The 11,759-nt window shown below is 36.8% G+C and carries 8 protein-coding genes and 1 riboswitch; all 8 genes read left to right on the top strand.

All coding sequences use genetic code 11. From position 1 onward, the window contains the following. Nucleotides 1-13 precede the first annotated feature (13 nt). A riboswitch (purine riboswitch) is annotated at nucleotides 14-113 on the top strand. Between the two features lie 100 nt (nucleotides 114-213). The 8 genes from guaA (at nucleotide 214) to JJU47_RS14460 (ending at nucleotide 11,681) form a co-directional block, all read left to right on the top strand. Then, the gene (gene guaA / locus JJU47_RS14495; protein ID WP_300998010.1) at nucleotides 214-1,749 is read left to right on the top strand and encodes a glutamine-hydrolyzing GMP synthase; all 1,536 of its coding nucleotides are present in this window, start codon (nucleotides 214-216) and stop codon (nucleotides 1,747-1,749) included. 156 nt (nucleotides 1,750-1,905) lie between these two features. Beyond that, complete coding sequence (locus tag JJU47_RS14490; RefSeq protein WP_228620758.1) at nucleotides 1,906-2,838, top strand: tyrosine-type recombinase/integrase; 933 nt, start codon at nucleotides 1,906-1,908, stop codon at nucleotides 2,836-2,838. 522 nt (nucleotides 2,839-3,360) lie between these two features. Continuing rightward, entirely contained in the window at nucleotides 3,361-3,813 is a 453-nt protein-coding gene (locus JJU47_RS14485; RefSeq protein WP_228620757.1) for an HNH endonuclease, read from the top strand. A 344-nt stretch (nucleotides 3,814-4,157) separates the two neighbouring features. Then, entirely contained in the window at nucleotides 4,158-4,937 is a 780-nt protein-coding gene (locus tag JJU47_RS14480) for a hypothetical protein (RefSeq protein WP_228620755.1), read from the top strand. A 185-nt stretch (nucleotides 4,938-5,122) separates the two neighbouring features. Then, nucleotides 5,123-8,332, top strand: coding sequence for a type I restriction-modification system endonuclease (hsdR, locus tag JJU47_RS14475; RefSeq protein ID WP_228620753.1), 3,210 nt, complete (start codon nucleotides 5,123-5,125; stop codon nucleotides 8,330-8,332). Between the two features lie 123 nt (nucleotides 8,333-8,455). Further along, nucleotides 8,456-9,886: a class I SAM-dependent DNA methyltransferase gene (locus JJU47_RS14470; RefSeq protein WP_214697235.1), complete on the top strand. Its 1,431-nt coding sequence runs from the start codon at nucleotides 8,456-8,458 to the stop codon at nucleotides 9,884-9,886. Next, nucleotides 9,883-11,256, top strand: a complete 1,374-nt coding sequence (locus JJU47_RS14465) for a restriction endonuclease subunit S (protein ID WP_228620751.1) — start codon at nucleotides 9,883-9,885, stop codon at nucleotides 11,254-11,256. Before JJU47_RS14470 ends, JJU47_RS14465 begins: the two co-directional genes overlap by 4 nt. Nucleotides 11,257-11,408: 152 nt before the next feature. Further along, nucleotides 11,409-11,681: a recombinase family protein gene (locus JJU47_RS14460; RefSeq protein ID WP_228620749.1), complete on the top strand. Its 273-nt coding sequence runs from the start codon at nucleotides 11,409-11,411 to the stop codon at nucleotides 11,679-11,681. Nucleotides 11,682-11,759 lie beyond the last annotated feature (78 nt).

Raw genomic sequence — 11,759 nt, 5'->3', positions numbered from 1 at the left:
CGCATTAGTTAGATAATTGAACAATGCATTCCTTCGTATATACTCGTGAATTGGCGCGAGAGTCTCTACCGGACCACCGTAATGGACCGACTATGAAGGAGCACGTTTCGTATACAAAGAAATGGGACGTGCTTCTTCTTCGGTTTGGTGAATCCGTGGGAGAGGCGCGTCCTTTTTTTGAGAAGAAGGCAGAAAGGTGGAGGTTTTGTGAAAATGGAACAAGAGATGATTTTGGTGCTCGACTTTGGAGGACAATACAACCAGTTGATCACACGCCGAGTTCGTGACCTCGGTGTATACAGTGAGCTTCATTCACACAAGATGACTGCTGCAGAAATTCGTGAACTCGCCCCGACCGGCATCATTTTCTCGGGCGGCCCGAACAGTGTTTACGCAGAAGGCGCTTATCGCTGCGACCCGGAAATTTTCGAGCTCGGTATTCCGATTTTCGGAATCTGTTACGGTATGCAGTTGATGACCCACCACTTCGGCGGACGTGTCGAGCGTGCGGCGCATCGTGAATACGGAAAAGCGACGTTGTTCTCGACACCGGAAGCTTCAGCGCTCTACACGGGTCTTCCTGTTGAACATACCGTTTGGATGAGCCACGGCGACCTCGTCATGGAGGCACCAGCCGGCTTCACTGTCGATGGAACGAACCCGTCTTGCCCGGTCGCGTCGATTAAAAACGATGACCTTAAAATGTATGGGGTTCAATACCACCCGGAAGTTCGTCATTCAGAATACGGAAACGATATTTTGAAGAACTTCATTTATGAAGTGTGTGGCGCCAAAGGTGAATGGTCGATGGAAAACTTCATCGACATCGAAGTTGAGAAAATTCGTGAGATCGTCGGCAACAAGCAAGTACTTTGCGCCTTGTCTGGCGGTGTCGATTCATCGGTCGTCGCGGCACTCGTCCACCGGGCCATCGGTGACCAGTTGACGTGTATGTTCGTCGACCACGGCTTGCTCCGTAAAAACGAGGCGGATAGTGTCATGAAGACGTTCGCTGACGGTTTTAACATGAAAGTCATTAAAATCGATGCGCGTGACCGTTTCATGGCGAAGCTCGCAGGTGTTTCTGATCCGGAACAAAAACGGAAAATCATCGGCAACGAGTTCATTTACGTGTTTGACGAAGAAGCGTCTAAACTTGTCGACATGGACTTCCTTGCCCAAGGAACGCTTTACACAGACATTATCGAGAGCGGGACGGACACAGCGCAAACGATCAAGTCGCACCATAACGTTGGCGGACTTCCGGAAGACATGAACTTCACGTTGATCGAGCCGCTCAACACGCTCTTCAAAGACGAAGTTCGTGAACTCGGTACGGAACTTGGCCTTCCAGACTACATCGTATGGCGTCAGCCGTTCCCGGGACCAGGTCTTGGGATTCGCGTCCTCGGTGAGATCACAGAAGAGAAACTTGAGATTGTTCGCGAATCGGATGCGATTCTCCGTGAAGAAGTGAAAAAAGCCGGACTCGAACGCGACATCTGGCAATACTTCACCGTTCTCACGCCGATTCGTTCTGTCGGGGTTATGGGCGATGAGCGTACGTACGACTATGCGGTCGGCGTCCGTGCCGTTACGTCAATCGACGGCATGACATCGGATTGGGCGCGTATTCCTTGGGACGTGCTTGAGAAGATTTCGGTCCGCATCGTCAATGAAGTCAGCCACGTCAACCGTGTGCTGTACGACATCACGTCGAAGCCGCCGGCAACGATCGAGTGGGAATAAAAGGCGTGACGATGTTAGGTTAAGGGCGTTTGAACGCTTTTGTATCAACGGTTTCTAGTTGTAGATGAATGATAAATCCAATCACCTGCAACAATTCTATTTCAAAATCAGCTCTCTTTTACTCACGTTATTTGTGAATGAAAGGGAGCTGATTTTATGAATGAAATTTTAGTGTTGATGGATGACTTTAAACTTAATCAACAAATTCAAGGAAGACAATCAAAGTATATTGAGATGTGTGTATGGAGATTAACCAAATGGCAAGAATTTATGAAACTTCATATGGGGGTAGAATATGTTGAAGAGGTTAAAGCTATTCATGTAAAAAAGTATATCCAACATCACCAGCAATTAGGGTGTGAACGAGCGGCGACAATCAATAACAATATTGCCACTTTGAAAGTGTTCTTTAACTACTTGATTGATGAGGAATTCATAGGTGAGTCAGAAAATCCGATGAGAAAAATTAAAAATCTCAAAGAAGAAAAGCGAGTTATAACAACTTTTAATGACGATGAAGTTAAAAGGATTATTAATGATGTGAAAGAAGTAACGTATTCGAACATTCGCGACAAACTCATATTAATAGTACTCTTCGATACAGGAATTCGTGTTTCAGAGTTAATATCAATTACAACGAATGATATTTCTTCAAAGAGCATCTTGATTCACGGGAAGGGGTCAAAACAGCGTTTAGTATATATTAGTAAAACGATGCGGAGATATATGAGGAAATATGAACTAGAAAGAAAGAAGCGTTTTAAGCATAAAAATAATGAAGAAATAGAGAATTATTATTTTTTAGATCAATCTGCTGTCCAACTGCACCGTTCTACCATAAATAAGATTTTAAGAAGACATTGCAAGAATGCCGGGGTAAGAGCCGAAGTAAGATGTTCTCCTCACGACTGTCGTCATTATTTTGCTCAGAAGCAATTACGGAACGGGATCGATGTATACAGCTTAAGTCGCTTACTAGGACATTATGATACACAAATGACGGTCAAATACTTAAGAGGGCTTGAACAAGAAAGTATTCTAGAGATAGGGAAACTGTACAGTCCCTTAAATGACTTTAGTATAAAGTAAGCGAAAATGAATACGAATATTCTGAGCGACTAAATGATACTGGTATCTAGTTGCTCTTTTTTTGTAATTACAAATGCAGATCCCGTCAATCCTTAAAGCAATGGACTCAAAAAGTCTTTATAAGCTGCCAAAGCTACACATGAAGGGATCCAAAAAAATTATCGAGACGAGACAAGTAAACTAGGTTCAAGTTTATTAAAGGTCATTAATTTACTAACTCTTTTAAACCTGGATTTAGAAGATATAAAGACAAAAATAAAAAAAGTTAAGATTTCCGAAAAAAGTTCTAGGTTGTGCATTTTGCACGTTTCCTTAATATTTTGCTGCTGTTACTTAAGAAAATAGCCGATTTCGTATTTAGTATAATGTGATTTGAGAGGTATTAATCGTTTTCAACATCCAGACGATTTATATTTGAAAAATAAAAGTTAGATAAGAAAGTGAGGGTAGGTAGTAGAAGTGGGAGTGAGTGAGAGTAATTGACTACCACTAATAATGAGAAAAAAATGCACGAAATGTTTTATGGAAAAAGATGAAATGAAATTTTCTAAAGACAAAAGTAAAAAGGATGGCTTAACATCTGCTTGTCGAGAATGTAACAACAGTCGAGAAAAAATACGCAGAGAAAATGGTGGGGAGTTTAGTAATGAACAAAAGCAAAAAGCATTTTTACTTTATGGGACCGCTTGCCAAATATGTGGTAGTGAGTTCAATTTGCAAGTTGATCACAAACTTCCCCAAAATATATGTAATCCTAACAAGGCTAGTGTTTCTGAGAATGCGTGGATATTATGTAAATCATGTAATGTCTCTAAAGGTACCAAAATTATTCGAGAAATAATTAAAGATATTTCAAAGAAGACTCTAGGACCAATGCTATTAAATCATATTGCTGAGAAAGTGAAGAATCGGAACTTCACTGAAGTTAAAATAAGAATTGCCGGTAAGGTGTTTACTGAAATTAGAGTTAAGTAAACTCCAAAAAAACATTACGAGTTAACTAACAAAATAAAAAGCGTACCTGAATTTTGGTTAGGGTTTATTCGGTTATTCGATAACTACACTTAGATTTTGGATACATCCCTAAAAAAAGACACCTGTAAACCAGGTACACCATGAAAGTTAAATATCCCAGAAATTATATAGATATTTTGGTGATAATAAGTAAGGAATAGATAGAAGATAAATTAGATACAAAAATATAAGTAGATATAAATATGAACAGCATTCGGCGGAGCCTCATTTGCTGTAGGGATTGTGGATTGTCTACTTAATTAAAAAAGTCAAAAAATTAAAAGTAGAAATGGAGTAAAAGTAAGTTGGGTAAAAATAATTCATCAAAATCATTGCAGGAAGAAAATAGAGAGTCATTCATCATGCTTTCTAAGTCATTAATTGAAACGAAAAAACTGGGCAAGTACGGTGATCTAGATGTATATCATTTAGCGGTAATTAAGACACTTGCTAATAACTTTCAAGGAGTCGCATTTACTGGAGTGAATCACTTAATGAAATGTCTAGGAATGAACCTGGAACAAAGTTCGACAAAAACGCGCACTAACCAATCGCTTCTAAGACTTCAAACAGAAGGTCATATAGAAATATATGAAGATATTGAGATGTTCAATCAAATAAATCACTTAAAACACGCAAATACTTACTTTATTAAACCTACTGGGAAGGATGAAGATATGGGATTTGCTAAAGTTTTTTACAAAGATATAAATAAAATAGCAAGTATGAATAGTAATTACAGACCGAAAATATTTGCGACGTATTTTAATATTGTTGCTTATATGTTTTATTCTTCAACATCTTATCCACTCTCATATATTAAAATTGATACTATTGCAAAAAATACCGGGATAGTTAGAAAGTCCATTGTAGAGTACCTGAAAAATTTACATGAGGAAGAAATACTACATTGCATACATTTTGATATTAATAATACTATTTCAAAGAATTACTATACGAGATGGGTTCACAATGAACATACTGGGCAATGGGCTGTAGGAGAAGCAGAATTTCAATATAGGACAAATCATAAGAAGTTTAAAGGTGGCGCAATAGGAGTTTGTGATGAAAGAGGGGCTTCGTAAATGAAGCCTCTTTTTATTAAATAAAATATCGATTTTATTGAAAAATGAATAATAAGATTTAGATTAGCGCCTAGTTTAAAGTATTACAATAAAGTGGCTAACAACTCATTAAAATGAACGTTCTGTAAATCTTATACACTCCGATGATATAATGATTACAAATACTAGATAAAGTGGTGGTGACTATGAAAAGTAATTTTTCCTTTTTAAATGATAAATGGTCGGTTCTAGCTAATTTAGGAGAATCAGCAGAACGAAATATTTACATTGATCCCCATACTACACTAATGAAGTTACGTTTATTTGCTGAGACGATGACGAAATATATTTTTGCTCTTGAAAATTTTCAAGAAACTTATGATACAAAACAAGTTGATCGAATTAACAAGTTGAGGAAAGAAGGGATTCTTCACTCCGAGTTAATTGAATTATTTGAGACAATACGTAAAAAGGGTAACAAAGCTGTTCATGGAGCGGAATATGGAGAAGTTGAAGAGGCAAAAGCGACGCTCCATCTTGCATTTCGTATATCTGTCTGGTTTATGGAAGTATACGGAGATTGGAACTTTGAAGCTCCTTCTTATTGTGACCCGAGTAAAAGAGAAGAAAGGTTAGAACTGGATAAATTACAAAAAGAATATGATCTTAAAGTCAAACATCTAGAAGAAGAATTAGATACTATTCGCAAAGATGCAAAATTAGTAACTTCCGATTTGAAAAAGGAACGTAGACAGAAAGCTAAAAACAATAGTCGAAATCAATACCTGACAGAAGCTGAAACAAGAATGATTATCGATGAAAAACTACGCTCCGCAGGTTGGGAAGCTGACACCCTTAATTTAAATGCGTATACAAATAAAACAAAGCCAGAAAAAAATAAGAACATGGCTATAGCTGAATGGAAAGTTGGGAGGGGGCGAGTTGATTATGCACTCTTTATTGGCTTGCAACTTGTTGGGCTAATTGAAGCCAAAGCAAAGCATAAAAATATACCTTCTGTTTTAGAGAGTCAGACTAAAACTTATGCTAGAAATGCAGCTTCAGTTGGAGATGAACAGTTATTAAATCTACAAGGTGATTATAAAGTACCGTTTCTTTATGCGACTAATGGTAGACCATTCTTAAGACAGTTACACGAAGAGTCAGGGATATGGTTTTGGGATGCTCGTAAACCAACGGATCATGCCCGTCCACTTGAAGGTTGGCATTCACCAGAAGATTTACAATTACTTTTGAGTCAAAACGATGAATTAGCAAATGAAAAGTTGCAGGAAGAGGATATTACGAAGTTTGGATTACGATATTACCAGCAAAACGCTGTATTAGCAGCTGAAAAAGCAATGCAAGAAGGACAACGTAAAATGCTTGTGGCAATGGCAACTGGTACGGGAAAAACAAGAACTGCACTTGCACTTATGTATCGTTTGATTAAAGCGAAAAAGAGTCGACGGATTCTTTTTTTAGTCGATCGTAAATCTCTTGGTATCCAAACAGAAAACGCATTAAAAGATACAGAAATAGAAGGATTGCCGTTTTCAAGTATTTACGATGTTAAATCTTTAGATGATTTAACACCTGAAATTATGACTCGAGTTCATATATCCACTGTCCAGGGGATGGTACATCGATTGTTTTATAGCGATCAAAACCGTACACCAAGTGTAGGGCAATATGATTTCATTATCGTGGATGAAGCTCACAGAGGGTATACTAGCGATCGAGAAATGACAAATGATGAACTATTGTTTGAAGACCAGAACGACTACATTAGCCAATACAGACGTGTTATTGACTACTTTGATGCAACCTGTTTAGGGCTTACAGCAACGCCGGCTCTTCATACAACGGAGATATTTGGGATGCCAATCTTTAAGTATTCATATAGTGAAGCGGTTCTGGATGGTTTTTTAACTGATCATGAACCTCCATATGTATTTAAAACCGAATTATCGACGTTAGGGATTACTTTTGAAAAAGACACCGAAGTAGAAGTATACGATGCTGAGAACAATGAAGTTCAATTAGAAAAAGTAGAAGATACTCTTCATTTTGAAGTTGAACAGTTCAACAAGCGAGTTATTACCGAACCATTTAACAGGGCTATATTAAACAAGCTTGTAGAGTACATTGATCCTATGGGTAAAGAAAAGACACTTATTTTTGCTGCCACAGATCAGCATGCCGATTTAATTGTACGGTTGTTAAAAGAGGCTTTTAAAGACCGTGGTGATGAGGTTGAAGACGATTCAATTGTAAAAATTACGGGTTCTATTTACAAACCGCTTGAAGCGATTAAACGCTTAAAAAATGAACGATTGCCAAATGTAGTTGTTACGGTTGATCTTCTTACTACAGGTATTGATGTGCCAAGTATTACGAATATTGTGTTCATGCGACGTGTACAATCTCGGATTCTTTACGACCAAATGCTTGGTCGTGCGACGCGACTTTGTCCTGAGATCAATAAAACGCATTTTAATATTTATGATGCCGTTGGGATATATGATAAACTTCAGAAATATACAGAAATGAAGCCTGTTGTGAAAAGTCAAAATCACAGCATTCGAGAATTGCATGAGCGGTTAGCTAACGCAGAAACAGAAGAAGAAGTGAGTTTCTTTAGTGAACAATTAACCGCCAAGTTACAACGTCGTAAGCAACGACTGAATGAAGCGGACAAAAAGAAATTTGAAGAACTATCTGACGGGAAAAGTATTGATGACTGGATTAGTGAAGTGAAGAACTACTCACCTCAAGAAGCCATTGATCATTCAATCTTATTTGAGTATATGGGAGAGTACAAAGCCCAAGCAGGTCGTCGATATATCTCTACTCATGAAGATGAAGTTACAGAAGTGAGTCGAGGATATGGAGAGGGAAATGAGCGCCCTGAAGATTACTTAGATGGATTTGTTCAATTCGTAAAAGACAATATGAACGAAATACCAGCTCTGCAGTTGATTTGTACTCGTCCAAAAGACTTGACTAGAAAAGATTTGCGAGAACTTATCACAATTTTGGAGACGAAAGGTTTTAAGCAATCACATTTACAAACAGCTTGGAAGCAAGCGAAGAATGAAGAGATTGCTGCAGATATCATTAGCTTTATTCGCCAAGCCGCTCTTGGTGTAGCGTTAGTTGATCATGAAACTCGCATCAAATATGCGATGCAAAAGGTACATGTTCTTCATGATTGGACACCGAGGCAGAAAAAATGGTTAGAACGGATTGAAAAACAATTATTGTTATTCCCTGTTTTGGCGCCTACATCAGAAGATGCATTTATGGAAGAACCATTTAAGAGTAATGGTGGTTTTAGAACACTGCAAAGAGAATTTGGTGATTTAATTGATCCTATTGTGGCGACAATTAATGATAACTTGTATGTAGGATAGTATAGTTATAGTGCTGCTGACTTAATTTAGCAGCACTATTTGCGTTATAATAATAAAATTGACTTGCTTATTAGTTAGTTAATTATAAACTAATCGTATAAATAGGAAATTTGGAGGAGTAAAATGACGAACCAAGAAATTGTAAAAAAATTATGGAATCTATGTAATGTATTACGGGATGACGGAATTAATTATCAACAATATGTAACAGAATTAACGTATCTACTGTTCTTAAAAATGATGAAGGAGCAAGAGACTGAAGTGATCATTCCAGAAGGATATCGTTGGAATGATCTTATTGAAAAAGAAGGCTTACTATTGAAACAATTTTATCAAAAACTTCTTCTTGATTTAGGTAGCAACGAAAATGATAAATTGCGTCTCGTTTACAGTGATGCTTCTACTAGCATTGAAGAACCAAAAAATTTAGAAAAAATTATCAAGTCTATTGATGCACTTGATTGGTACAATGCTAAACAAGAAGGATTAGGGGATCTTTATGAAGGTTTGCTTGAAAAAAATGCGAGTGAGACAAAATCAGGAGCAGGTCAATATTTTACACCTCGTCCTTTGATTGATGTAATGGTGCAATTGATTGATCCAAAACCAGGAGAACGTTGTGCTGATCCTGCTGCTGGAACCTTTGGTTTTATGATTGCAGCAGATCGGCATGTGAAAGAAAAAACGGATAATCATTTCAATTTAAGTGTAGAGGAAGTGGAGTTTCAAAAGCATGAAGCTTTTGCAGGAATGGAACTTGTAAAGGATACACACCGTTTGGCATTAATGAATGCGTTGTTACATGATATTGAAGGTCGTATAGAACAAGGTGATACTTTATCAAGTAACGGCAAATGGATGAAAAATTTTGATGTCATTCTTACAAACCCTCCTTTTGGAACAAAAAAAGGGGGTGAACGAGTAACAAGGGACGATTTGACATATGACACACCGAATAAACAACTAAATTTTTTACAATTAATTTATAATGGATTGAATAAAGATGGTCAAGCTAGGGCTGCGGTTATTGTACCAGATAACGTACTATTTGAAGGTGGTGCAGGAACTCAAATTAGAAGAGACTTAATGAACAAGTGTGATTTGCATACTATCCTTCGTTTACCAACAGGTATTTTTTACGCTCAAAGTGTTAAAACTAACGTTCTATTCTTTACTAAAGGTAAAACTGAGCGAGACAATACAGAAGGCGTTTGGGTTTATGATCTTCGAACAAATATGAATACTTTTGGGAAACGAAATCAACTTGAAATGTCTCATTTCGAAAACTTCATGAAAGCGTACATTGCTCCAGACCGCTCTAAAGTAAATGACCCTCGATGGAATGTCTTCACAAGAGAATCTATCGCCGAAAATAATGATAGTTTAGATGTTGGTCTTATAATAGACGATTCATTTTCAAAATACGATACTTTACCAGATCCGCTTGAGTCAGCAGAAGATACAGTCTTCAAGCTTCAAAGTGCAATAACCTTGTTAAGTGAAATCGTTGACGAATTAAGTACTGTTGAAAAAAATGAGGTAATTAAAAATTGAGTAAGAGTAGAAAAAAAATAAATGAATTAGTGGAAGAATTGTGTTTACCTTTGAACGACCATCCATTTCAAATACCGAACAATTGGATATTTGTAAATCTAGGTCAAGTAGTTACTATAAATCCAACTAAACCAAAATTAGAGGTTCCAGATGAGCAATATTGCAGTTTTTTACCGATGGGTATGGTAAGTGCAAAAAAAGGAAGGATAGAGAGATTAGAAGAACGAGAATTTCAAAAAGTTAAAAAAGGATATACTTATTTTGAAGAAAACGATGTTCTTTTTGCTAAAATTACTCCATGTATGGAAAATGGTAACGTTGTTATAGCTAAAGATCTGAAGAATAAATTTGGATTTGGTTCAACTGAGTTTCATGTTCTTCGTGCAACAAAAGCTGTTGATGAAAATTATCTTTTTTATTTACTGAGAACAGAGAGTTTTAGAAAACAGGCTAAAATTAAAATGACTGGCGCTGTTGGTCAACAACGCGTTCCTAAAAAATATTTGGAAGTTTATCCGTTACCTTTACCTCCCTTAAAAGAACAAAAAAGGATTGTTGAAAAAATTGAGCAACTTTTGTGTAAGCTCGATCAGATTGAAGAAATACTTGAGGAAGTTCAAGAAGCTTCGACGTTGCGAAGAGATGCATTGTTAAAAAAAGCTTTTCGTGGTGAACTTCATAAAGTAAAGGGTGAACACTACAGTATAATTGGGAATCAAGATTCTCTTCCAAGCAAATGGGAATGGAGAACATTTGGCGAAGTGGCAAAAGTTAATTCAAATTTAGTGGATCCAAGCCTGTACCAAGAATTTCCTCATATTGCTCCCGATAATATCAGGAAGTATACGGGAGAGCTTTTAAACTATCAAACAATACAAGAATCGCAAGTGAAAAGTCCGAAACATTATTTTTATAAGGAGCAGATTCTATATTCTAAAATACGACCATACTTATCGAAAGTCATCATTGCACCGTTTGAAGGTTTGTGTAGCGCTGATATGTATCCAATTAATACTTGTTTAGAGACTAAATATCTTTACTGGTATATGCTTTCTCCAGTTTTTGTTGAAAAAGCATCTACAGCTGGATCAAGATCAGTACTTCCTAAAATAAACCAAAAAGAATTAAGTCGTATACCTGTTCCTGTTCCCCCAATTGAAGAGCAAAAGCAAGTAGTGAATAAGATTGAAAAAATGCTACACAAGGAAAGAGAAGTGCTGAAACTGATAAAAGATACTACTCTAAAATTGGAAGGTATCAGAGAATCTATCTTAATCAGAGCTTTCCGTGGTAAACTTGGTACAAATGATGGTGTTGAAAACCATACGATAGAAATTTTAAAACAAGAATTTGAAATAAAAATCAAATAATATTTTGTCTATTAAACCATCGTTTTATAGATAAATTAGTAAGAAAGTACAAATGAACGTTTGTGCTTTCTTTTTTTGTGGTTTTTGTCTATAAACTCGTCTAATATAGTATGTATATAAAACGTATGGGAAAATAGAAAGGTTGGTACTTTATGAATAGAGTAATTGGATACTGTCGTGTAAGTACAGGAGAGCAGAACTTAGATATGCAAGAACATGCTATAGAGAAGTATGCGGATGAAAAGGGATTAAGGTTAGTGATGTATGTAGAAAAAATATCTAGTCGAAAAAATAATAGAACTGAGTTAAATAACGCAATAAAAGCCACAACTGAAGGAGATATTTTTGTGGTTTATAAGTTGGTGTATTTTGCAATACAAATGTGCACAATAATGCAACGAAAAGTACAGAACTTTGCCAGCTAGGTTTTAGTGTTTCGACAACGCATGCGTGACACGATAACTGTCACCTGTGAAATTTAATATGTGAGCGTGATGGATGAC

Source organism: Exiguobacterium sp. (assembly GCF_020832205.1).
Lineage (GTDB): Bacteria > Bacillota > Bacilli > Exiguobacteriales > Exiguobacteriaceae > Exiguobacterium.
The sequence above is the reverse complement of the archived record's forward strand: the minus strand, read 5'-3'. Positions and strand labels throughout refer to the sequence as shown.